General features: G+C 67.8%; 18 protein-coding genes and 1 pseudogene. 8 read left to right on the top strand and 11 right to left on the bottom strand.

All coding sequences use genetic code 11. The features are described from left to right. Nucleotides 1-360 precede the first annotated feature (360 nt). The 3 genes from AADZ55_RS21080 to AADZ55_RS21070 all read left to right on the top strand — a co-directional run bounded on the left by AADZ55_RS21080 (nt 361) and on the right by AADZ55_RS21070 (nt 3,586). On the top strand, nt 361-1,500 hold the full coding sequence (locus AADZ55_RS21080) for a hypothetical protein (RefSeq protein WP_085327021.1): 1,140 nt from the start codon (nt 361-363) through the stop codon (nt 1,498-1,500). Then, nucleotides 1,500-2,282: an SDR family oxidoreductase gene (locus AADZ55_RS21075; protein ID WP_085327022.1), complete on the top strand. Its 783-nt coding sequence runs from the start codon at nt 1,500-1,502 to the stop codon at nt 2,280-2,282. Before AADZ55_RS21080 ends, AADZ55_RS21075 begins: the two co-directional genes overlap by 1 nt. 158 nt (nt 2,283-2,440) lie before the next feature. Next, nucleotides 2,441-3,586, top strand: coding sequence for a sulfotransferase family protein (locus tag AADZ55_RS21070; protein WP_085327036.1), 1,146 nt, complete (start codon nt 2,441-2,443; stop codon nt 3,584-3,586). Nucleotides 3,587-3,956: 370 nt separating this feature from the next. On the opposite strand, the gene AADZ55_RS21065 is transcribed toward AADZ55_RS21070, so the two are convergent. Both AADZ55_RS21065 and AADZ55_RS21060 read right to left on the bottom strand, forming a co-directional pair. Then, nucleotides 3,957-4,409, bottom strand: coding sequence for a hypothetical protein (locus AADZ55_RS21065; protein ID WP_085327023.1), 453 nt, complete (start codon nt 4,407-4,409; stop codon nt 3,957-3,959). Nucleotides 4,410-4,414: 5 nt separating this feature from the next. Beyond that, nucleotides 4,415-5,586 (bottom strand): annotated as a pseudogene (locus AADZ55_RS21060) (Rieske 2Fe-2S domain-containing protein). A 114-nt stretch (nt 5,587-5,700) separates the two neighbouring features. Between AADZ55_RS21060 and AADZ55_RS21055 the strand changes: the two are divergent. Next, nucleotides 5,701-6,225, top strand: a complete 525-nt coding sequence (locus AADZ55_RS21055; protein ID WP_085327025.1) for a gamma carbonic anhydrase family protein — start codon at nt 5,701-5,703, stop codon at nt 6,223-6,225. Nucleotides 6,226-6,252: 27 nt separating this feature from the next. Here the strand turns inward: AADZ55_RS21055 and AADZ55_RS21050 are convergent, their stop codons facing one another. The 5 genes from AADZ55_RS21050 to AADZ55_RS21030 all read right to left on the bottom strand — a co-directional run bounded on the left by AADZ55_RS21050 (nt 6,253) and on the right by AADZ55_RS21030 (nt 11,027). Further along, nucleotides 6,253-7,176, bottom strand: coding sequence for an NHL repeat-containing protein (locus tag AADZ55_RS21050; protein WP_423202410.1), 924 nt, complete (start codon nt 7,174-7,176; stop codon nt 6,253-6,255). 156 nt (nt 7,177-7,332) lie between these two features. Further along, nucleotides 7,333-7,755, bottom strand: coding sequence for a nuclear transport factor 2 family protein (locus tag AADZ55_RS21045; protein ID WP_085327026.1), 423 nt, complete (start codon nt 7,753-7,755; stop codon nt 7,333-7,335). Further along, nucleotides 7,752-8,936: a thiolase domain-containing protein gene (locus AADZ55_RS21040; protein ID WP_085327027.1), complete on the bottom strand. Its 1,185-nt coding sequence runs from the start codon at nt 8,934-8,936 to the stop codon at nt 7,752-7,754. Before AADZ55_RS21040 ends, AADZ55_RS21045 begins: the two co-directional genes overlap by 4 nt. Then, nucleotides 8,936-10,009, bottom strand: a complete 1,074-nt coding sequence (locus AADZ55_RS21035) for a thiolase domain-containing protein (protein ID WP_085327028.1) — start codon at nt 10,007-10,009, stop codon at nt 8,936-8,938. The genes AADZ55_RS21040 and AADZ55_RS21035 overlap by 1 nt, the downstream gene beginning before the upstream one ends. A gap of 13 nt (nt 10,010-10,022) precedes the next feature. Continuing rightward, nucleotides 10,023-11,027: a Zn-ribbon domain-containing OB-fold protein gene (locus tag AADZ55_RS21030; protein ID WP_119185074.1), complete on the bottom strand. Its 1,005-nt coding sequence runs from the start codon at nt 11,025-11,027 to the stop codon at nt 10,023-10,025. 69 nt (nt 11,028-11,096) lie between these two features. Between AADZ55_RS21030 and AADZ55_RS21025 the strand changes: the two genes are divergently transcribed. Continuing rightward, nucleotides 11,097-12,128, top strand: coding sequence for an LLM class F420-dependent oxidoreductase (locus AADZ55_RS21025; RefSeq protein WP_085327029.1), 1,032 nt, complete (start codon nt 11,097-11,099; stop codon nt 12,126-12,128). 64 nt (nt 12,129-12,192) lie between these two features. Here AADZ55_RS21025 and AADZ55_RS21020 read toward each other — a convergent pair whose 3' ends face one another. Continuing rightward, the gene (locus tag AADZ55_RS21020; protein ID WP_085327030.1) at nt 12,193-12,903 is read right to left on the bottom strand and encodes an acetoacetate decarboxylase family protein; all 711 of its coding nucleotides are present in this window, start codon (nt 12,901-12,903) and stop codon (nt 12,193-12,195) included. 28 nt (nt 12,904-12,931) lie between these two features. Between AADZ55_RS21020 and AADZ55_RS21015 the strand changes: the two genes are divergently transcribed. Continuing rightward, the gene (locus tag AADZ55_RS21015) at nt 12,932-14,155 is read left to right on the top strand and encodes a cytochrome P450 (protein ID WP_085327031.1); all 1,224 of its coding nucleotides are present in this window, start codon (nt 12,932-12,934) and stop codon (nt 14,153-14,155) included. A 73-nt stretch (nt 14,156-14,228) separates the two neighbouring features. Here the strand turns inward: AADZ55_RS21015 and AADZ55_RS21010 are convergent, their stop codons facing one another. Next, complete coding sequence (locus AADZ55_RS21010) at nt 14,229-15,020, bottom strand: crotonase/enoyl-CoA hydratase family protein (protein ID WP_085327039.1); 792 nt, start codon at nt 15,018-15,020, stop codon at nt 14,229-14,231. Nucleotides 15,021-15,105: 85 nt separating this feature from the next. Here AADZ55_RS21010 and AADZ55_RS21005 point away from each other — a divergent pair, with 85 nt between their 5' ends. Beyond that, nucleotides 15,106-16,752, top strand: a complete 1,647-nt coding sequence (locus AADZ55_RS21005; RefSeq protein ID WP_085327032.1) for an acyl-CoA synthetase — start codon at nt 15,106-15,108, stop codon at nt 16,750-16,752. A gap of 82 nt (nt 16,753-16,834) precedes the next feature. Here AADZ55_RS21005 and AADZ55_RS23660 read toward each other — a convergent pair whose 3' ends face one another. Then, on the bottom strand, nt 16,835-20,500 hold the full coding sequence (locus AADZ55_RS23660) for a PE family protein (protein ID WP_423202337.1): 3,666 nt from the start codon (nt 20,498-20,500) through the stop codon (nt 16,835-16,837). Here AADZ55_RS23660 and AADZ55_RS23655 point away from each other — a divergent pair. Beyond that, nucleotides 20,480-20,755, top strand: a complete 276-nt coding sequence (locus AADZ55_RS23655; protein ID WP_423202336.1) for a hypothetical protein — start codon at nt 20,480-20,482, stop codon at nt 20,753-20,755. The two genes, AADZ55_RS23660 and AADZ55_RS23655, sit on opposite strands and share 21 nt — an antisense overlap. Here AADZ55_RS23655 and AADZ55_RS23650 read toward each other — a convergent pair whose 3' ends face one another. Continuing rightward, nucleotides 20,756-20,998, bottom strand: a complete 243-nt coding sequence (locus AADZ55_RS23650; protein WP_423202335.1) for a hypothetical protein — start codon at nt 20,996-20,998, stop codon at nt 20,756-20,758. Nucleotide 20,999: the final 1 nt, after the last annotated feature.

Genomic DNA, 20,999 nt, shown 5'->3' with positions numbered 1-20,999 from the left:
ATGTGGAAGTCCTAACCACTCCGCAAATCGGGTGCTTGCTAGATCCGTTGTGCCGGTACGACTCTCGGCTTCACGACATTGGCGCCGGTTATGGCGGCGACTGTTGTACTCGCCGTTAGGTGAATCCTCTCCGTAGACCCGCTGCATCCATAGCAAATAATGATCTACTGGGACTATCTGCCTACGCAACAGTAAGTGATGGCAATCATTCTGTTTTGATGGGTTAGCTGTCGCCGGATCGGCGTGCTCGCCAATCGGCGGACCCGGGTGGTGAGCGGGCTTCGTTTCCAATCGCCCGGCACGACACGTGCGGATGTTCGCCATTGACTCAAAACAGGAACACGTTCTAGCGTCGAAGTCGTGCTCTCTACTCCCTTTTCTGGCCCGCTCTGCGAGGCGATCGCGGAGGCGGAGAAGCTGGTGGTCGCCGCCCCGCATGTCGAAACCGAAGCCGATCTACTCGAAGGTCTGCAGTACCTGGCCGGTTGTATCGCGGGATGCACGCATCTGGCCTTCGACTACGAGCGCGACCACCCGTTCCTGCAGGCCGGGACGGGGCCGTTCACCAAGATGGGCCTGGACAACCCCGACACCCTCTACTTCGGGACCCGGGTGCACGCCGACCGCGACTATGTGGTCACCGGCGTGCGCGGCACCACCACCGATCTGAGTTTTCAGGTGCTCGGCGGGGAGTACACCGATAACAACGTGCCGGTTAGCCAGGCGGCGTTTGACGACCGTGAACTCGACATCGCCGCGGACGGTAGCTTCGAATGGCGGCTGCGGCCAAGTGGTCCCGGGCAACTGGTGATTCGCGAGGTGTACGGCGACTGGTCACAGCGGCGCGGCACGCTGGCTATCCGCAGGTTGGACACCGCGGGCACCGCGCCGCCGCCGCTGACCCGAGAAAAGGTCGAAAAGCGCTACGCCACAGCGGGGTCCCAACTGGTGAACCGGGTGAAAACGTGGCTGCAATTCCCGCAGTGGTTCTATCTCAATATCCCGGTCAACACCATGGTGGCGCCCCGGCTGACGCCCGGCGGCCTGACCACCCAATACTCGTCCGCCGGCCATTTCGAGCTACGGCCCGATCAGGCGCTGGTGATCACGATTCCGGCAAGCGATGCCCCCTACCTGGGCTTCCAGCTGGGCAGCATGTGGTACATCTCGCTGGATTACATCAACCACCAGACTTCGTTGAACAACAGCCAGGCCCAAGCGGATCCGGACGGCAAGGTGCGTATCGTGGTCGCCGATCAAAATCCGGGCGTGACCAACTGGGTCGAAACGCTCGGCCATCGGCGCGGCTTTCTGCAGTTCCGCTGGCAGCGGGTGTCGCGGGAGCTCACCGAAGCCGACGGACCCACCGTCGAGCTGGTCGACTTGGACGCCGTCGGGGCTGCGCTGCCGCATTACCAACACAACAAGATTGCCGAGGACGCTTGGCGCGCTCGAATTGCATTGCGCCAGCAACAAATTGCAGCCAGGATGCTGGGATGATGACGGCAATGCTCAAGCGAAAGGTCGTGGTGATCAGTGGTGTCGGGCCGGGACTGGGGACCACGCTGGCGCATCGATGCGCGCGCGACGGCGCCGACCTGGTGCTGGCGGCCCGAAGTACCGAACGGCTGGACGACGTCGCCAAGCAGATCACCGACATCGGACGCCGGGCGGTGGCCGTGCGCACCGACATCACCGACGACGATCAGGTGAGCGACCTGGTCGATGCCACACTCGCGGCGTACGGCAAGGTTGACGTGCTGATCAACAACGCGTTCCGGGTGCCGTCGATGAAGCCCCTGGCCGGCACCACATTTCAACACATCCGGGACGCGATCGAGCTCAGTGCGCTCGGGGCGCTGCGGCTCATCCAGGGATTTACCCCCGCCCTGGCGGAGACACATGGCGCGATCGTCAACGTCAATTCCATGGTGATCCGACACTCCCAGGTCAAATACGGTGCCTACAAGATGGCCAAGTCCACGCTGCTGGCCATGTCGCAGTCGCTGGCGACCGAACTCGGTGAGAAGGGCATCCGCGTCAATTCCGTTGCACCCGGCTATATCTGGGGTGACACGCTGCGAGGCTATTTCCAGCATCAGGCCGGCAAGTACGGCACCACCGTGGATCAGATCTATCAGGCGACCGCGGCGAACTCCGACCTCAACCGGTTGCCGACCGAGGACGAGGTGGCGTCGGCGATTCTGTTCCTGGCCAGCGACCTGTCCAGCGGCATCACCGGCCAGACCCTGGACGTCAATTGCGGGGAGTACCACACCTGATGACCGGCGCCGACGATGCAGAGCGCAGCGATGAGGAGGAGGCGGCGCAATAGTGACCGGCGCCGACGATGCAGAGCGCAGCGATGAGGAGGAGGCGGCGCAATAGTGACCGGCGCCGACGATGCAGAGCGCAGCGATGAGGAGGAGGCGGCGCAATGATGACCGGTCGTACCGATATCGGCACCGTCGACGAATTGCACGCGTCGGCCACCAAACTGGTCGGGCTCGACGATTTCGGCACGGACGAGGACAACTATCGCGAGGCGCTCGGCGTGCTGTTGAACTCGTACCATGCCGAGGCCGGCCTCACCGTGTTGGGCAGCAAGATGAACCGGTTCTTTCTGCGCGGCGCGCTGGTGGCGAGGCTGCTGTCCGAGTCCGCCTGGAAGCGGTATCCGCAGCACGCGGACGTCGTCATCGAACGGCCCATCTTCGTCACCGGGTTGGTGCGCACCGGCACCACCGCGCTGCACCGGCTGCTCGGCGCCGACCCGGCCCACCAAGGCCTGCACATGTGGCTGGCCGAGTACCCGCAGCCGCGTCCCCCGCGGGAAACCTGGGAAACCAACCCGTTGTATCGCCAGCTCGACGCGCAGTTCGCCCAGCACCACGAAGAGAACCCCGGGTACACCGGCCTGCACTTCATGGCCGCATATGAGTTGGAGGAATGCTGGCAGCTGCTGCGGCAGTCGCTGCATTCGGTGTCCTACGAGACCCTGGCGCATGTACCCAGCTACGCCGAATGGCTGTCGGAACAGGACTGGACCCCGTCCTATCGTCGGCACCGCCGCAACCTTCAGCTGATCGGACTCAACGACGCCGACAAGCGGTGGGTGCTGAAGAATCCCAGCCACCTGTTCGCGTTGGACGCCTTGATGGCGACCTATCCCGATGCCCTCGTGGTGCAGACCCATCGGCCGGTCGAGACGATCATGCCCTCGATGTGCTCGCTGGCCCAGCACACCACCGAAGGGTGGTCGACGACGTTCGTCGGCGCCCAGATCGGCGCGGACGCAATGGAAACCTGGTCGCGCGGGCTGCAGCGGTTCAACGCCGCACGGGCCAGATACGATGCGGCCCAGTTCTACGACGTCGACTACCAGGATTTGATCGCCGATCCGCTCGGCACGGCCGCCGACATCTATCGGTACTTCGGTCTGCCCCTAACCGAGGAGGCGAGACAGGCCATGTCGGCTATCCACGCCGAAAGCCAGACCGGCGCCCGGGCTCCCAAGCACACGTACTCGCTGGCTGACTACGGGCTCACCGGCGAAACGGTCAAGGAGCGATTCGCCGGGCTGTAACCCGCTGGCCCGGTGGTACCGGGACGTTTGTGCTGGATTTGCTACATGGTGCCGAAGTGGTATCACTTCGTGCTTACTAGGCATTCCTTGTGGAAGGCGAGCTGAAGAAGCTCGCGATGAGCTTTCTAGTGTTGGCTCCGGAAATCAATTCTTTGCGGATGTTTCTCGGTGCGGGGCGCCTGCAATACCGGTGCCTTCAACGGGGGCGCCGGTCAATACCGGCCTTGGAAACTCTGGCAACATCACCACGGGCGGCTTCGACTCGGGCTTCGCCAACTCGGGCATGTTCGTCTCGGGCGCGTTCCATTCGAGCAACAACCAGTCGGGCTTGTTCGGCTAGTGCCGCGAAATCATTCCAAAGACGATCGACTCAGTCGTCGCCTGCGTCGGGCAGCGCCTCCAAATAGCCTTCGGCTACCGCGTGTTCGATGCTATCGGTCAGCTTCGGGCAGGCCCTAGTGCGTGCGGTATCTCCACCCGCCGCGCGGACTTCGGCAAAGTACGCGCAGCGCGCCGACGCGTCAGTGTTCCATTGCACCGCCGTGTGACCAGGCCCTAGCCTTTTGACGGTCACGGTCACGTGGCAGAACCGGCAATCCACCGGCTGCAGGCCCGCCGTAAGATAGCGTTCGCGGTCGGCGCGGCTGGCCTCGCGAACCGCGGCTGCGCCTTGCGGATCATTAGCGAAATCCCTTGACTTCGACCATGATCCACGCCCACCGCGCTGCGCGGGTGCATCGTCGTGATCATGGTGATCACCGTGCAGTAGCAGCATCGACCGGGCCAGCCGATCGACGTCAGGAACCGCCTGATCGTCGGGCATGTCCGTTAGTGTTGCTCGGCGGGCACTTCGCCGGGAGCCGTGGCCTCGGCGTCCTTCGCCTTCAGGTTCTTTTCGACCTCGGCGTTCCAGAACTCGTTGGCGCGCGTGGTGTCCACCTCGATTTCGAAGCGTTCCACCATCTCTGGCTTTATGTCGGCCACGTCCACGTAGAACTGCTCATACCAACGGCGGAGCTGATACACCGCGCCGTCCTCCTCGACCAGCAGGGGGTTGTCGATCCGGGTCTTGTGCTTCCAGATCTCGACGTCCTGCAGGAAGCCCTTGCTGACGCCCTCGGTGAACACCCGCGACAGCTTGTCGGTCATCTTTTCGTCCATGCCCTTGGGCTTTTCCACGATGACGCCCCACTGCAACATGAACGAGTTCTGGGTCACCGGGTAGTGGCAGTTGATCAGGATCGATTCGGCCTTGTAGTCGCCGTAGCGGTTGTGCAGCCAGTTGATCATGAACGACGGCCCGAAGTAGGAGGCCTCCGAATCCAGGTGGGCCTCGCCGTAGGAGGTACCCAGATCGTCCACATCGGGCCGGCCGACGTTGTGCAGGTACTGCGAGGCGATGTGGCCTTCGAAGACGTTCTTGAAGTACGTCGGCAAACCGAAATGGATGTAGAAGAAGTGCGCCATGTCGGTGACGTTGTCGATGATGTCGCGGCAGTTGGACCCTTCGATGAGGATGCTGTTCCATCGCCAGTCGGTCCATTCGTCGCTGGCGGCTTCGGCCAGCTCGGGGATCCGGACCGCGGGGTCCGGGGATTGCCTTCGTGGTCGTGCCAGACGAACAGCAGGCCGCTGCGCACATCCGTCGTCCACGATCGGGTGCGCGCCATTCTGGGTGTGCGTTTGGCGTACGGCACCAACTTGCAGCGGCCGTCCCCGCCCCAGCGCCAGTCGTGGAACGGGCAGGCGACCTCGTCGCCTTTGATGGTGCCTTCGGACAAGTCGCCGCCCATGTGCCGGCAGTAGCCGTCCAGAACCTTCAGGTCCCCATGGGAGTCCGCGAACACCACCAGCTTGGTGCCGAACGCCTCGACCCCGTGCGGCTTCCCGTCCAGGTAGTCATTCGCGACGCCCAGGCAATGCCAGCCCCGGGCGTACCTGGTCGGCAACGCTCCGGCATCGATCTCTCGAACACCGACCCCACTCGTGTCGGTACTCACCCTGTCACCTCCAGATCGCTAGCTCCAACTAGAACACGTTACAGTTTTCTCTCCGGTGAATGCAACGACGGCGAGCCTGGCCACGGCATATGCATATTGCGGTATACGTAAACGATGCCGCTGTATTCCTTCGAGGGTCGGTCGCCCCGGATCGATCCCACCGCGTTTGTGGCCCCGACGGCCACCCTGGTCGGCGACGTAACCGTCGAGGCGGGGGCGTCGGTATGGTTCAACGCCGTGTTGCGCGGCGACTACGCGCCCGTCGTCGTGCGGGAGGGCGCCAACGTGCAGGACGGGTCGGTATTGCACGCACCGCCGGGCATCCCGGTCGACATCGGACCCGGGGCCACGGTGGCACACCTATGCGTCATCCACGGCGTCCACGTCGGATCCGAGGCGCTGATCGCCAACCACGCTACGGTTCTCGACGGCGCGGTGATCGGCGCGCGCGCCATGATTGCGGCTGGAGCGTTGGTGGTGGCCGGCACCCAGATTCCGGCCGGAATGCTGGTAACCGGGGCGCCCGCCAAGGTGAAGGGGCCGATTGAAGGAACGGGCGCGGAAATGTGGGTCAACGTCAACCCGCAGGCCTATCGCGACCTGGCGGCACGGCATCTGGCCGGACTGGAACCGATCTAGGCGATAGCCGCCCGGGTCCCTGCGGGGTTACCCCATCTGCAGTTTCAGCAACCGGTGGTGGTAGTCGATCACGTAGACGGCACCCGCATCGTCCACCGCCACGTCGATCGGCGAGAAGAGTCCGGTAAAGGGCAGCTGGGACTGCGTATTCGAGCCGGCTGCCAGCTTCAACACCCGGTTGTCGTCCAGGTCGGCCACATAGACACTGCCGCTGCGGTCCACGGTCACACCGGCGGGAAATCTGAGGTCGGTGAACGGGAGGTATGCCGGTGTGGTCGATCCTGCGGTGAGTGCCGCCACCCGATTGTTGCCGCTGTCGGTGACGTAGACGGTGCCGGCATCGTCTATCGCCACATCGTAGGGATGATCGAGCTCGTTGAACGGCAGTTCGGCGGGGGTAGTCGCGCCCGCGGGCAGTTTCAACACCTTGTTGTTCTCGTAGTCGACGACATAGAGGCTGTCGCTGCGGTCCACCGCCAAACCATGCGCTTCGCCAAGGCCGCTGAACGGGAGCGCGATTGGGGTTTTCGACCCGGCCGGCAGGTTCAGTACCTCGTGGCTCACTTCATCAATGACATAGAGGCCGCCGTTGCTGTCTATGGCCAGGCCAGCGGGAACGAGAGAGTCGCTGAAAGGCAACGCGGTCGCGGTGGTGGCCCCGGCCGGCAACTTCAGCACTCGCTTGTGACCCGAATCGGCCACGTAGACGGCGCCTAGGTCGTCCACCGCCAGCCCATCGGGATCCCAAAGGTCGACCGGCAGCACGACCTGGGTGGGAGCGGAGTGGGTGGTCGGCTGTGCGGTCCGACTGGACGCGGCCCAGCCGGAGGATGTTTCCTCGATCATCAGGTAGCCGACGACTGCAAGGATCGCGACGGCGACCAGCCCAACATGCGCGATGGCCCAGGTGCGTCGATTTCGGGGTAGCCGGCAACCTCTGAGTTTGTTCAAATCCACAGGCCAGCTTCCTTTTCACCCGAGTGACCGCGCCCGAGGGAGACTACCTGCGGATTTGTCCAGGCGCGAATCGGCGGTCGGGCGATCCATTATGAAATTCATCACATTCGGCCGGTCGGTCGTATCGCCCGGTTCACCTGGGGGCGCGAGCTACACCTTTAGAGCGCTGGCCGCCGCTCGGTCCATCTCCCAGTACGCGCGCAGGGCCACCAGCTGGCCGTCGTCGTTGGCTTTGTAGGTGAACACGCCTTCCGCGGTGACCTGATATTCGCCCGTCGTGATGAGAATGTGCCCGACGTTGGCTTCTTCGTTGCCGCATTGGTAGGTGTCGCGGAAGAAGAACTCGATTCTGTCGGTGTTGGCGATGGCCTTGTCCCAGAAGGCGGAGATCGCGTCGCGCCCCCGGTGGCCCTTGCCTTCCGGGTCGAAGGCCGACGGTCCGATGGGGTCCTCGACGATGGCGTCGTCGGTGAAAACCGCCAGCCAGGCTGCCTTGTCGCGGGACTCGACCGCCGCCCGGGAGCGGCGACCGGCCTCATGCGCGGGGTGTGTGGACTTGTGCTCGCCGATCATGCGGCCCTCTTTTCGGGTTTCTCGCTGCCGACCACCCACATGGAGTAGTACTGCGAGCCGCCGCCGTAGGCGTGTCCCAAGGCCTTTCGCGCACCCGGAACCTGGTGAGCCCCACCCTTGCCCATGACTTGAATCGCGGCCTCGGCGAAGCGAATCAAGCCCGAGGCGCCGATCGGATTGGAGGACAGCACGCCACCGGAAGGGTTCACTGGTAGCCGACCGCCGATAGCGGTCTCGCCGGCTTCGGTGAGTTTCCAGCCCTCGCCCTCGGGGGCAAACCCCAGGTTCTCCAACCACATCGGCTCGAACCAGGAGAACGGAACGTAGATTTCGGCGGCGTCGATCTCGTCGATGGGACTGGTTATGCCGGCCGACTGCCACAGCGCCGCGGCCGCGTCACGCCCGGCCTGTGGGTTGACCTGATCTCGTCCGGCGAACGCCAGCGGCTCGGTACGCAGCGCGGTGGCATGGATCCAGGCCACCGGATGCCCTTGCGCCAGCCGCGCGTCCGCGATCTCCTCGCTGCCGATCACGACCGCGCACGCACCGTCCGACGACGGACACGTCTCATCGAAACGTATTGGATCCCAGAGCATCTGAGATTTCATCACCTTCTCCAGGGTGATGTCGGGCTGCTGCAGATGCGCCAGCGGATTGCGGCTACCGTTGAGCCGGTCCTTGACCGCAACCATGGCGCCGATGTGTGTCGGGGCGCCAGAGCGGCGGATATAGGCCCGCACGTGCGGGGCGAAGTATCCCCCCGCCCCGGCGCCGACCGGTTTGGTGAAGGGAACCGGAATCGACAACGCCCACATGGCATTGGATTCCGACTGCTTTTCCCAGGCCATCGCCAGCACCCGGCGGTATTTACCGGACTGCACCAGGCTGGCTGCCACCACCCCGGTGGAGCCACCAACCGAACCGGCGGTGTGCACCCGGATCAGCGGCTTGCCCGTCGCGCCAATGGCGTCGGCCATGAACAGCTCCGGCATCATCACGCCTTCGAAGAAGTCGGGTGCCTTGCCGACCGCGACGGCGTCGATGTCGTCGAAGGTGGAGCCGGAATCGGCCAGCGCCCGGTCGATGGCCTCACGTACCAGGCCGTTCATCGAAACGTCTTGTCGCTTGGCGACATACCTGGTCTGCCCGGTGCCGAGCACCGCGGCCAGCCTTCCGGCCATCAGCTCTTTCCTTCCAGGACCGCGACCAAGTTCTGTTGCAACGCCGGCCCGCTGGTAGCGTGCGCCAGCACCCGTCGTGCTGATCCGTTCCAGATATGTTGTGCCGCCAAGCCAATGCGCTCCAGGCCGGCGACGAACATGGGGTTGGCGGCCAGCGCGCCGCCGGACGGATTGACCTTCGTCTTACCCGGAAGCCCGATGGCCTCCGCGAGGATCAGGTGCTGGTGGGTGAACGGCGCGTGGATCTCCGCAACGTCGAGGTTGGCGGTATTGCCGCCGGTGGCCGCCTCGGCCGCTACCCTGGTCGACGGCGACTCGGTGATGTCGCGCACCCCCAGCGCCGGAGACTCGATGCGGTGTTCGATCCCGGTGATCCAGGCCGGGTTCTCCCGTAGTTCGCGGGCACGGTCGCCGGCAGCGAGCACGACCGCGGCGGCGCCGTCGGTAATTGGTGCAATGTCGTGGCGGCGCAGCGGATCAGCGAAAAATGGCCGGTCGAGCAACTCCTCGACGCTGACCGGCGGTTCCACGGAGTCCACCCGACGCGCGTTTGCGAAGGAATCGAACGCAACGCGCGCCATCTGCTCGTAGGTCCACTTGCCGGAGTCCAGTCCAATGCGGGCCTGCAGTCCAGCCATCGACACCGAATCCGGCCACAACGGCGCGACGGTGTAGGGATCGGTCTGTCGCGACAGGACACGACGCAGCGTTCCGGCCGAGGATTTCCCGAAGCCGTACACCAGCGCGGTGTCAACCTCGCCGGTCAGCAGTTTGATGTAGGCCTCATAGAGTGCCCACGCGGCGTCCATCTCGACGTGCGATTCGTTGATCGGCGGAACGGCTCCGATCGAGTCGATCGCGGAGATAAATGAAAACGCCCTTCCGGCAAGGTAATCCGAAGAGCCCGAACACCAGAATCCGATGTCGCCCTTAGTGATGCCCAGCTCGTCGTAGAGCCGGGCGAAGCATGGCATCAGCATCTCGACACCGTTGGTGGTGCCGTCGGTCCGGCGCACGTGCGGGAAGTGCGCGAAGCCGACAACGGCTACGTCGGCGACGTTGCGAGCGCTCATTTGGTGGGGCCCTTTACAGGTGGTGCTTGTAGGTGTCGTACTCGGCGTCCGGTTCGTCGGTCGGGCGGAAGTACTCGATGTTGTCGATGCCCAGTCCCCACTCCTCGCGCGGCTTCCACACCGCCTCGACGCGCATGCCCATTCGCACTTCGTGCGCCTCGATCTCGGAGACCAGATGCAAAAACGGAATGTCGGCGCCATCAAGCAGCACATAGGCCGCCACGTAGGGCGGTTTGATGCGCTGGCCCAGGAACGGGATGTTGATGATGGCAAACGTCGTGACCGTGCCCTTGTCCGCCAACTCGACGAACTCGGTGGTCGCCAGGCCGGTGGCCGGGTCGGCTCCGTGCGGCGGGAAGTAGACCTTGGCTTTCTCGCCGCTGCCGCTCCGTGTTCTGGCGCCCAGCAGTTTGCCCTCGGCCAGGGCGCGCAGGTACGCGCTCTCCTCGTGCGAGGCGCTGTGCGCAATCTGCATGTGGACCGGCGTGACGATCATGGTGACCGGGTCCAGGTCGCCGGTGGGCTCAGGTGTCGGCTCGGCGTCCTCGCCGAGGGTGAAGTGGGCGATGTCGGTGATGGCGCCGACGGTCTCGTCGGCCCAGTGCACGCGTACCCGGGTGCCGATTTCTATCGTCTCGGGCTCGCCCGCGTCTACCGCGTGCAGGAGCAAGGTGTCGGCGCCGTCGAGCTTGATCAGCGCCCAGGCGAACGGCCGATCCAGCGGCTGGCCCTCCAGCGGCTCGGGTTGCCAGGTCCAGGACGCGACGGTGCCCACACTGGCCACCGGTACCATCTCGCCCAGCGGTTCATAGGTGACCGGGTCATATTCCGCCGGCGGCACATGCACTCGGCCATCGGATCCGCGCACCCCCAATATGCGGCGGTCGCGCAATGCGGTGAAGAACTTGCCTAGCGTGGGCCCCACCGAACGGGTGTAGTCGAAGGACAACGTCAACGGGGCGGAGAGAGGCGGCTCAGGGTGATCGATCAGCGTCGGGCCGCTCGGGCTGGCTGTCACGCCTTCGAGTAGAACAGGTTCTAAGAATGGTTTCAACTAGGCCCTATTGCGGGCCTTAGGGAGGCAGAGATGAAGCTCGGACTGCAGCTGGGGTATTGGGGCGCTCAGCCGCCGCAGAACCACGCGGAACTTGTCGCCGCGGCCGAGGCCGCCGGATTTGATGCGGTGTTCACCGCCGAGGCGTGGGGGTCCGACGCCTACACACCGCTGGCCTGGTGGGGCTCGTCGACGCAGCGGCTGCGGCTGGGCACGTCGGTGATCCAGCTGTCCGCGCGCACCCCGACGGCATGCGCGATGGCCGCGCTGACGCTGGACCATCTCAGCGGGGGCCGGCACATTCTCGGCCTCGGCGTGTCCGGCCCGCAGGTGGTCGAGGGGTGGTACGGCCAGCGGTTTCCCAAGCCACTGGCCCGCACCCGTGAATACGTCGACATCATTCGCCAGGTGTGGGCCCGGAAAGCGCCGGTGACCAGCTCCGGGCCGCACTACCCGCTGCCAGTGACGGGGGAGGGCGCGACAGGCCTGGGTAAGGCGCTCAAACCCATCACCCATCCGCTGCGTGCCGACATTCCGATCATGCTGGGGGCCGAGGGGCCGAAGAACGTCGCGCTAGCCGCCGAAATCTGTGACGGATGGCTGCCCATCTTCTATTCGCCGCGGATGGCCGACATGTACAACGAATGGCTCGACGAGGGTTTCGCGCGGCCCGGCGCCCGCCGCAGCCGCCAGGAATTCGAGATCTGTGCGACCGCGCAGATCGTCGTCACCGACGACCGGGCGGCCGCGTTCTCGGGACTCAAGCCATACCTGGCGCTCTACATGGGTGGTATGGGCGCCGAGGACACCAACTTCCATGCCGACGTCTATCGCCGGATGGGCTACGCGGAGGTGGTCGATGAGGTCACCCGGCTGTTCCGGTCCAACCAGAAGGACAAGGCCGCGGAGGTTATCCCGGACGAACTCGTCGACGACGCCGTGATCGTCGGTGACCTTGATTACGTGCGTAAGCAGATCGCGGTCTGGGAGGCCGCCGGGGTCACCATGATGGTGGTGACCGCAGGCAGCCCGGAGCAGATCCGCGACCTTGCCGCCCTGGTCTGATCGGTCCTTGCCAGAGGATTAGAACGCGTTCTAGATTGGGCTGGTGGGTTCGCCCTCTTGCGGTTCAGATCGGGTGCGCGTCGCCGAAGGTCATTTCCACGTTGGCTGCCGACTGGGACACCAGCGCCCGCTTGGGCAGACCCAGCGAGGCAAGTTCTTTGGCGTAGGGATGGTCGCCAAGTCGCAGCCGGGCGCCGCCGAGTCTGGCCCGCATGCCCGCGATCCGCATCTCCCACGGGATCTCCCGGGTGACACCGTCTCGGTGGGAGTACGTCTTCAACACTTGCGAGCCGCGGGTGGGCATCGGCAGGCCACGGCTGAACTCGAGCCCGGCGATCAGCTGCCCGTCGGCGCTGACGTCGAAACCGAACTTGGCGTCCTCGCGCACGGTGAAATCGGCCATGATCTTCGGGAAGCCCCAGATGGTGCGGCCGGCCTCGAGCGTGAACTCCTGGTCCACCGGCAGGTGGTGGATGAACGCGGCAGCCTTGGCCAGTGCGCGGGGCCCGCGGGCTTGGGTGCCGGGCGGGCTCACCATGACCGCGGTGCCGTACTCGTGGTACTGCCCCAGATCGCCGTCCACATAGCGCACCAGCATCTGCGTCACGATCGCTTTACCGGGCAGGTACTCGCACACCCGCAGGCCGCTGTAGTCGATGAGCCGCTGTGTTGCGTCGGCGGGCACCGAGAACATTGCGGAGTGCAGATTCGCGGTGCGAATGCGCACCGGCATGGTGAGCACCGTGCCGGCGATGGTGTGTTGTGAAGCAGACATATCGCTCACTGTAGTGCGGAGGATTGCGATGACTGAAGCGGTTGCTGGGGCCATTTCGGGGACTAAGCCGGACGTGGATCTGGCCGACGGCAACTTCTACGCCAGCCGCGAGGCGCGGGCGGCGTATCGGTGGATGCGCGCCAACCAGCCGGTATTTCGCGACCGAAACGGGCTGGCCGCGGCATCGACGTATCAGGCCGTGATCGACGCCGAGCGGCAGCCCGAGCTGTTCTCCAACGCCGGCGGCATCCGTCCCGACCAGCCCGCCATGCCGATGATGATTGACATGGACGATCCCGCACATTTGTTGCGGCGCAAGCTGGTCAATGCCGGCTTTACGCGCAAGCGAGTGAAGGACAAGGTGGAATCGATCGCCGCGCTGTGCGACACGCTGATCGACGCGGTGTGCGAACGCGGCGAGTGCGACTTCGTTCGGGACCTGGCCGCGCCGCTGCCGATGGCGGTGATCGGCGACATGCTCGGGGTGCGTCCGGAGCAGCGGGACATGTTCCTGCGGTGGTCCGACGATCTGGTGACATTCCTCAGTTCGCATGTGTCGCAAGACGATTTCCAGGTCACCATGGACGCGTTCGCGGCCTACACCGAGTTCACCCGGGCCACCATCGCCGCGCGGCGGCAAGAACCCACCGACGACCTGGTCAGTGTACTGGTGAGTTCCGAAGTCGACGGCGAGCGGCTGACCGACGACGAACTCATCATGGAGACGCTGCTCATTCTGATCGGCGGCGACGAGACGACAAGGCATACGTTGAGTGGGGGTATTGAGCAGCTGCTGCGCAACCGTGATCAGTGGGAGTTGTTGCTGGCCGACCCTTCTTTGCTTCCGGGGGCAATCGAGGAGATGCTGCGGTGGACCGCACCGGTGAAGAATATGTGCCGGGTGCTGACCGCGGATACCGAGTTTCACGGCACGGCGTTGCGTGAAGGCGAAAAGATGATGCTGCTCTTCGAGTCGGCCAACTTCGACGAGGCGGTGTTCGATGAGCCAGAGTCGTTTGATATTCAGCGAAACCCGAACAGCCACTTGGCGTTCGGGTTCGGAACCCATTTCTGCCTAGGCAATCAGCTGGCCCGATTGGAGCTGTCCCTGATGACCGAGCGGGTGCTGAGACGGCTCCCTGACCTGCGGCTGGCCTCCGATGGCTCGGCGTTGCCGCTGCGGCCGGCGAATTTCGTCAGCGGTTTGGAAGCTATGCCGGTGGTATTCACCCCTAGCGTGCCGCTGCGCTGAGCGTGCCGAGCGTGAAGCCCGCGCGAATTTCCGCTTGTTTTTTCGCAGTGTGCTCACGCTCGGCGACGGTGGCCTACCGGTTCTGGAAGTTAGGCGGGCGCTTCTCGGCGAAGGCCTTCGGGCCCTCCTTGGCGTCCTCGGACAGGAAGACCTTGATGCCGATCTGGGTGTCGATCTTGAACGCCTCGTTCTCGTGCAGTCCCTCGGTCTGGTGAATGGACCGCAGGATGGCCTGCACGGCGAGTGGGCCGTTGGCCGAGATCATCTCCGCGATCTGTAGCGCCTTGGTCAGCGCCTGCCCGTCGGGCACCACATACCCGATCAAACCCATCTCCTTGGCCTCAGCCGCGGTGATGTGCCGTCCGGTCAGCAGCAGGTCGCAGGCCACCGTGTAGGGGATCTGGCGCACCAGCCGCACGGCCGAGCCGCCCATCGGGTAGAGGCTCCACTTGGCCTCGGAGATGCCGAACTTGGCGCTCTCGCCGGCGACCCGGATGTCGGTGCCCTGCAGGATCTCGGTACCACCGGCGATCGCGGGTCCCTCGACGGCGGCGATCAGCGGCTTGGTCAGGCGGCGCCCCTTCAGCAGCGCATCGATCCGCGACGGGTCGTAGCTACCGTCCTTGAACGAGTCGCCCGGCGGTCTCTTAGTTGCCGCCTTAAGGTCCATGCCGGCGCAGAAATAGCCACCGGCCCCGGTCAGGATGCAGCACCGGATGTCCGGATCGGTGTCGACGCGGTCCCAGGCCTCGACCATGATCCGCATCATTTCGGTGCTCAGCGCATTGCGGGCATGCGGCCGGTTCATCGTGACGATCAGCGTGTGTCCGCGCTGCTCGACGAGCGCGTCGGGTCCGGATTCCACATTTGCTGGCGCTCCGGGCACGGCTAGTCCCTCTCCGTCGACGTTATGACTAGGCTTGTCAAGAAATGTAACACGTTCTAGTTTGGTGGCCGTGGCCCTGAATATTGCCGACCTCGCTGAGCACGCCATCGACGCCGTGCCCGACCGCGTGGCCCTCATCTGTGGTGATGAGCAGCTGACTTACGCCCAACTAGAGGAGAAGGCGAATCGCCTCGCGCATTATCTGATCGATCAGGGGGTGCAACGGGACGACAAGGTCGGACTCTATTGCCGCAACCGCATCGAGATCGTCATCGCGATGCTAGGCATCGTGAAGGCGGGCGCCATCTTGGTGAACGTCAACTTCCGCTACGTCGACGGCGAGCTTCGCTACCTGTTTGACAACTCCGACATGGTGGCGCTGGTGCATGAGCGCCGATATTCCGACCGGGTCGCCAATGTGCTGCCCGACACGCCCAATGTCAAGACGGTGCTCGTTGTCGAGGATGGTTCCGACGACGACTATCAGCGCTACGGCGGCGTCGAGTTCCACTCCGCGATCGCGGACTGCTCGCCGGAACGCCACTTCGATGAGCGCAGTGCCGACGCAATTTACCTGCTCTACACCGGCGGTACCACCGGCTTCCCGAAGGGCGTGATGTGGCGCCACGAGGACATTTACCGCGTGCTGTTCGGCGGAACTGACTTCGCGACCGGTCAATTCGTCAAGGACGAGTACGACCTCGCCAAGGCCGCTGCCGCGAATCCGCCGATGATCCGCTACCCGATTCCGCCGATGATCCACGGCGCCACCCAGTCGGCCACCTGGATGTCGATCTTCTCGGGCCAAACCACCGTGCTAGCACCGGAATTCAACGCCGATGAGGTGTGGCGCACCATTCATAAGCATAAGGTGAACCTGCTGTTCTTCACCGGCGATGCGATGGCGCGCCCGCTGCTCGACGCGCTACAAGGGGGCAACGACTACGACCTTTCGTCGTTGTTCCTGTTGGCCAGCACCGCGGCACTGTTCTCACCGAGCATCAAGGAGAGGCTGCTCGAACTGCTGCCCAACCGGGTCATCACGGACTCGATCGGCGCTTCGGAGACCGGGTTTGGTGGCACCAGCATCGTCGTGGCGGGCCAGGCGCATACCGGTGGACCGCGAGTGACCATCGATCATCGCACCGTCGTGCTCGACGAGGACGGCAACGAGGTGCAGCCGGGGTCGGGCGTGCGCGGCGTCATCGCGAAGAAGGGCAACATTCCCGTCGGCTATTACAAGGACGAGAAGAAGACCGCCGAGACGTTCAAGACCATCAACGGGGTCCGCTACGCAATCCCCGGTGACTACGCCCAGGTCGAGGCCGATGGCACGGTCATCATGCTGGGTCGAGGTTCGGTGTCAATCAACAGCGGCGGCGAAAAGATCTACCCCGAAGAGGTCGAGGCGGCTTTGAAGGGGCATTCCGACGTATTTGACGCACTGGTGGTCGGCGTGCCAGATCCCCGCTACGGCCAACAAGTCGCGGCCGTTGTGCAGCCCCGGCCTGGGTCCCGTCCGACGCTGGCCGAGCTGGACAGTTTCGTGCGCGCCGAGATCGCGGGATACAAAGTGCCGCGCAGCATTTGGTTTGTCGACGAGGTGAAGCGTTCACCGGCCGGCAAGCCGGACTACCGCTGGGCCAAGGAGCAGACCGAGGCGCGACCCGCCGATGATGTGCATGCGGGCCATGTGACCTCCGGAGCTTGATCGCCGCCGACGCGATAGAACGCGGCCGCTAACCGGCGTTTGGACCGCTCTTTCCGGCACCCTGCCAGCCATCGCGCATTCGCTATGACGCGGGGCCGCCGCTTCCACCGGTGCCCGCGGTGCCCCCCTTGCCGCCGGCGCCGCCGCTGACTCCCGTCGGGCCGCCGCCTAGACCGCCGACACCGCCGTCGATGCCGGGTTCGCCGGGATTGGCGCCGCCGTCGCCAGCGCCGCCGTCGCCGCCGTCGCCGCCGTCGCCACCGTCGCCACCGTCGCCACCAGTGCCGCCGGTGCCGGTGCCGACGCCGGTGCCTCCGGCGCCGCCGGTACCGCCCGTGGCACCGGTACCGCCGGTACCGCCAGCACCACCCTTGCCGGATCCGCCGCCTGTGCCGCCCATGCCGGCGGATCCGCCGTCGCCGCCGTCGCCGCCGGCGCCGCCGTTACCGTTGCCGCCGGCACCGGCATTACCGCCGATGCCGCCGTTACCGGCGGCGCCGCCCACGCCGCCGGCGCCGCCCACGCCCGTACCGCCCGGAGCGGCGTTGCCGCCTTTGCCGCCATCACCGCCGGAGCCACCGTCGCCCGCGTCGCCCCCATTGCCGCCGCCAGTGCCGCCGTCGCCGCCGTTGCCACCCGTACCGGCGGCGCCGCCCGCGCCGCCGATACCGCCGGGGAGATTGCCGTTGCCGCGGTTGCCGCCGTTGCCGCCATCGCCGCCGTCGCCCGCGTCGCCACCGGCTCCGCCGGTACCACCGCCGGTCGAACCGATGCCGGCACCGCCGATACCGCCCTTACCGCCCGCGCCGCCAACTCCGCCGGCTTTACCGGCTGTGCCACTACCGGTTACGGCGCCGCCCTTCCCGCCGTCCCCGCCGCTTCCGCCCGCTCCTCCGGTTCCACCAGTGCCGTTGGCCCCGCCGCCAGCGCCACCTGCGCCGGCGGCGCCACCTGCACCGCCGGTCCCGCCAGATCCGCCATTTCCGCCGTTTTGGTTGGCCCCGCCGGATCCGCCGTTTCCGCCGCCGCCGCCGATGCCGCCGTTTCCGCCGTTTCCGCCGTTTCCGCCGCCGGCTCCGCCAATGCCCGCGCCGCCGGCTCCTCCCGCCCCGCCGGCCCCGCCGGCGAACCCGACCCCGCCGGCGGCGCCACTGCCGGCGGCTGCGTTTGCGCCTGTGCTGCCGGCTCCGCCGGTACCGCCGGTTCCGCCGGTTCCGCCGGCGCCGGAGCTGCCGTTAGCGCCCGTGCCCGACCCGCTGCCGCCGGCGCCGGCCGCGCCGCCGGTGCCGCCGGCGCCGCCAGCCCCGCCATTACCACCGGCGCCGGGCTCAGCGTCACCGCCGATGCCGCCGGTGCCGCCGATGCCGCCGTTGCCGCCGGTGCCGCCGTTGCCATTGCCGCCTGCGCCGGCGTCGCCGCCTTTGCCGCCGGCGCCGGCGGTGCCGCCCTTGCCGCCAGCGCCGCCGTCGCCGCCCGATCCGCCGACTCGGGGGTCGCCGATGCCGCCTTTGCCGCCGTTGCCGCCGTTGCCGCCGGCGCCGCCGGCGCCGCCGCCGCTGCCGCCGGTGCCGCCGGCCCCGCCGATGCCGGCCGCACCGCCGACACCGCCGGGTCCGCCAACCTCGCCTCCGTCGCCGCCGGTGCCGCCGTCGCCGGCCGCGCCGCCGGTCCCGCCGGCGCCGCCGCCGGTGGAGCCGATGCCCGCGCCGCCGGTGCCGCCCTTGCCGCCGTCGCCGCCCTTGCCGCCGGCGCCGCCGGGGTCGCTATTGAGAGGACCGTGGCCGCCGTGGCCGCCGGTGCCGCCGACCCCGCCGGTGCCACCGGTCCCACCCGTGCCGTTGGCACCCGCGACCGAGCCGGTGCCGCCGGCACCGGCCGCGCCACCGGTGCCGCCCTGGCCACCCTGGCCGCCGTCGCCGCCGGCCTTCCCCGTCATATTGGCGCTGTTGTCGGTGCCGGTGCCGCCGGTGCCGCCTTGTCCGCCGATGCCGCCGTTTCCGCCTTGGCCGCCGGCGCCTTGCATCCCGCCGGTGCCGGCGCCGCTCCCGCCGCCGTCGCCGCCTTGGCCGCCGGCGCCGCCGGTGCCGCCGGTGCCGCCTTGGGCTCCGGGTGCGGCGATGCTGGTGTTGTCGGCGCCCTTGCCGCCGGTGCCGCCGGTGCCGCCGGTGCCGCCGTCGCCGGCCGAGCCGTCGGCGCCCAGGGTGGCGCCGGTGCCGCCGGTGCCGGCGTTTCCGCCTTGTCCGCCGGTGCCGCCCTTGCCGCCGGCCTGGGCGGCTAGTAGCGGATCGGTGCCGTCGGTGCCGGTGCCGCCGGTGCCGCCTTGTCCGCCGATGCCGCCGTTTCCGCCTTGGCCGCCGGCGCCTTGCATCCCGCCGGTGCCGGCGCCGCTCCCGCCGCCGTCGCCGCCTTGGCCGCCGGCGCCGCCGGTGCCGCCGGTGCCGCCTTGGGCTCCGGGGGCGGCGATGCTGGTGTTGTCGGCGCCCTTGCCGCCGGTGCCGCCGGTGCCGCCGGTGCCGCCGTCGCCGGCCGAGCCGTCGGCGCCCAGGGTGGTGCCGGTGCCGCCGGTGCCGGCGTTTCCGCCTTGTCCGCCGGTGCCGCCCTTGCCGCCGGCCTGGGCGGCTAGTAGCGGATCGGTGCCGTCGGTGCCGGTGCCGCCGGTGCCGCCTTGTCCGCCGATGCCGCCGTTTCCGCCTTGGCCGCCGGCGCCTTGCATCCCGCCGGTGCCGGCGCCGCTCCCGCCGCCGTCGCCGCCTTGGCCGCCGGCGCCGCCGGTGCCGCCGGTGCCGCCTTGGGCTCCGGGGGCGGCGATGCTGGTGTTGTCGGCGCCCTTGCCGCCGGTGCCGCCGGTGCCGCCGGTGCCGCCGTCGCCGGCCGAGCCGTCGGCGCCCAGGGTGGTGCCGGTGCCGCCGGTGCCGGCGTTTCCGCCTTGTCCGCCGGTGCCGCCCTTGCCGCCGGCCTGGGCGGCTAGTAGCGGATCGGTGCCGTCGGTGCCGGTGCCGCCGGTGCCGCCTTGTCCGCCGATGCCGCCGTTTCCGCCTTGGCCGCCGGCGCCTTGCATCCCGCCGGTGCCGGCGCCGCTCCCGCCGCCGTCGCCGCCTTGGCCGCCGGCGCCGCCGGTGCCGCCGGTGCCGCCTTGGGCTCCGGGGGCGGCGATGCTGGTGTTGTCGGCGCCCTTGCCGCCGGTGCCGCCGGTGCCGCCGGTGCCGCCGTCGCCGGCCGAGCCGTCGGCGCCCAGGGTGGCGCCGGTGCCGCCGGTGCCGGCGTTTCCGCCTTGTCCGCCGGTGCCGCCCTTGCCGCCGGCCTGGGCGGCTAGTAGCGGATCGGTGCCGTCGGTGCCGGTGCCGCCGGTGCCGCCTTGTCCGCCGATGCCGCCGTTTCCGCCTTGGCCGCCGGCGCCTTGCATCCCGCCGGTGCCGGCGCCGCTCCCGCCGCCGTCGCCGCCTTGGCCGCCGGCGCCGCCGGTGCCGCCGGTGCCGCCTTGGGCTCCGGGGGCGGCGATGCTGGTGTTGTCGGCGCCCTTGCCGCCGGTGCCGCCGGTGCCGCCGGTGCCGCCGTCGCCGGCCGAGCCGTCGGCGCCCAGGGTGGTGCCGGTGCCGCCGGTGCCGGCGTTTCCGCCTTGTCCGCCGGTGCCGCCCTTGCCGCCGGCCTGGGCGGCTAGTAGCGGATCGGTGCCGTCGGTGCCGGTGCCGCCGGTGCCGCCTTGTCCGCCGATGCCGCCGTTTCCGCCTTGGCCGCCGGCGCCTTGCATCCCGCCGGTGCCGGCGCCGCTCCCGCCGCCGTCGCCGCCTTGGCCGCCGGCGCCGCCGGTGCCGCCGGTGCCGCCTTGGGCTCCGGGGGCGGCGATGCTGGTGTTGTCGGCGCCCTTGCCGCCGGTGCCGCCGGTGCCGCCGGTGCCGCCGTCGCCGGCCGAGCCGTCGGCGCCCAGGGTGGTGCCGGTGCCGCCGGTGCCGGCGTTTCCGCCTTGTCCGCCGGTGCCGCCCTTGCCGCCGGCCTGGGCGGCTAGTCAGCGGATCGGTGCCGTCGGTGCCGGTGCCGCCGGTGCCGCCTTGTCCGCCGATGCCGCCGTTTCCGCCTTGGCCGCCGGCGCCCTGGTTGGCGCCGCTCCCGCCGCCGGTGCCGCCAGCCCCGCCCGCGCCGCCGGCAAACCCGGCACCGCCCATTGCGCCGGAGCCTGCGGCGGCGTCGGAGCCGGCAGCGCCAGCCCCGCCCTGGCCACCGGTGCCGCCGGCACCGCCGATGCCGGCACC

Origin of the sequence: Mycobacterium decipiens, assembly GCF_963853665.1 — a bacterium.
Classification (GTDB): Bacteria; Actinomycetota; Actinomycetes; order Mycobacteriales; family Mycobacteriaceae; genus Mycobacterium; species Mycobacterium decipiens.
The sequence above is the reverse complement of the archived record's forward strand: the minus strand, read 5'-3'. Positions and strand labels throughout refer to the sequence as shown.

What these genes read in the sequence shown, in the direction of transcription:
- AADZ55_RS21075 (WP_085327022.1), top strand. Translation starts at nt 1,500, where the DNA reads ATGACGGCAATGCTCAAGCGAAAGGTCGTGGTGATCAGTGGTGTCGGG.
- AADZ55_RS21070 (WP_085327036.1), top strand. Translation starts at nt 2,441, where the DNA reads ATGACCGGTCGTACCGATATCGGCACCGTCGACGAATTGCACGCGTCG.
- AADZ55_RS21065 (WP_085327023.1), bottom strand. Translation starts at nt 4,409, where the DNA reads ATGCCCGACGATCAGGCGGTTCCTGACGTCGATCGGCTGGCCCGGTCG.
- AADZ55_RS21055 (WP_085327025.1), top strand. Translation starts at nt 5,701, where the DNA reads ATGCCGCTGTATTCCTTCGAGGGTCGGTCGCCCCGGATCGATCCCACC.
- AADZ55_RS21045 (WP_085327026.1), bottom strand. Translation starts at nt 7,755, where the DNA reads ATGATCGGCGAGCACAAGTCCACACACCCCGCGCATGAGGCCGGTCGC.
- AADZ55_RS21040 (WP_085327027.1), bottom strand. Translation starts at nt 8,936, where the DNA reads ATGGCCGGAAGGCTGGCCGCGGTGCTCGGCACCGGGCAGACCAGGTAT.
- AADZ55_RS21035 (WP_085327028.1), bottom strand. Translation starts at nt 10,009, where the DNA reads ATGAGCGCTCGCAACGTCGCCGACGTAGCCGTTGTCGGCTTCGCGCAC.
- AADZ55_RS21025 (WP_085327029.1), top strand. Translation starts at nt 11,097, where the DNA reads ATGAAGCTCGGACTGCAGCTGGGGTATTGGGGCGCTCAGCCGCCGCAG.
- AADZ55_RS21020 (WP_085327030.1), bottom strand. Translation starts at nt 12,903, where the DNA reads ATGTCTGCTTCACAACACACCATCGCCGGCACGGTGCTCACCATGCCG.
- AADZ55_RS21015 (WP_085327031.1), top strand. Translation starts at nt 12,932, where the DNA reads ATGACTGAAGCGGTTGCTGGGGCCATTTCGGGGACTAAGCCGGACGTG.
- AADZ55_RS23660 (WP_423202337.1), bottom strand. Translation starts at nt 20,500, where the DNA reads ATGCAAGGCGCCGGCGGCCAAGGCGGAAACGGCGGCATCGGCGGACAA.